Source organism: Arthrobacter sp. 10L424, from assembly GCF_056395325.1.
Window position 1 is genome coordinate 1 of sequence record NZ_JBFTJH010000028.1, and the last position, 629, is coordinate 629.

1 pseudogene is annotated in these 629 nt (G+C 69.6%); it reads right to left on the reverse strand.

Annotated elements, in window-relative coordinates:
* Window positions 1-629, reverse strand: a pseudogene (locus tag AC1DC5_RS19025) (Ig-like domain-containing protein); the annotation flags it as partial.

Consider the following 629-nt stretch of genomic DNA (forward strand, 5'->3'; position numbering starts at 1 on the left):
GCCCCCGCCCCCGACCACGCAGCATGCACACACCCGCCCAGCTGCACCGGAGCCGCCGGCACCCCCTGCCCGCCAAACGTCACCGTCTTCGCCGTCGAACCATCCAACGGCTGCAACAACAGCGCCTTCGGCGTCGCGACCGCCACCGCATCCGCACCCGGACCCGAAAGCTGCAGCTTCGCGTCCCTTGCGTTCTCCAGCGCCAGCTCACGGCCGCCCGGCAGGAACAGCTTCCCCCGGCCCGCATCCAACACCACCGGCGCATCCCCCACCACCGCCAGCTGCAGGTCCCCCGCACCCTTCAACCCATCCCAGGTGCTGGACTGCACATCCGTCGCCGCGCCCTCGGCATCCACCGCCGTGACCGTGACCTGCCCCGACTTCGGGTCCGCACTGTAAATCCGGTCATCGGCACCCACCGCCGACACCGTCCCCGCCGACCCCGCCAGCACCGGCTCGGAACTCTCCGCGTCAAAACCGCCCACGGTCGACGGCGACAACGCCCACACCGAGCCCTTCGCCGCATCCGTCACCGAAATGACCTTCGACCCGAAACTCACCTCAGCCGACCCCGGCAACTTCTTATCCCCGCCCAACCGCATCTGCGCCGCCGACACCTGATTCAACGT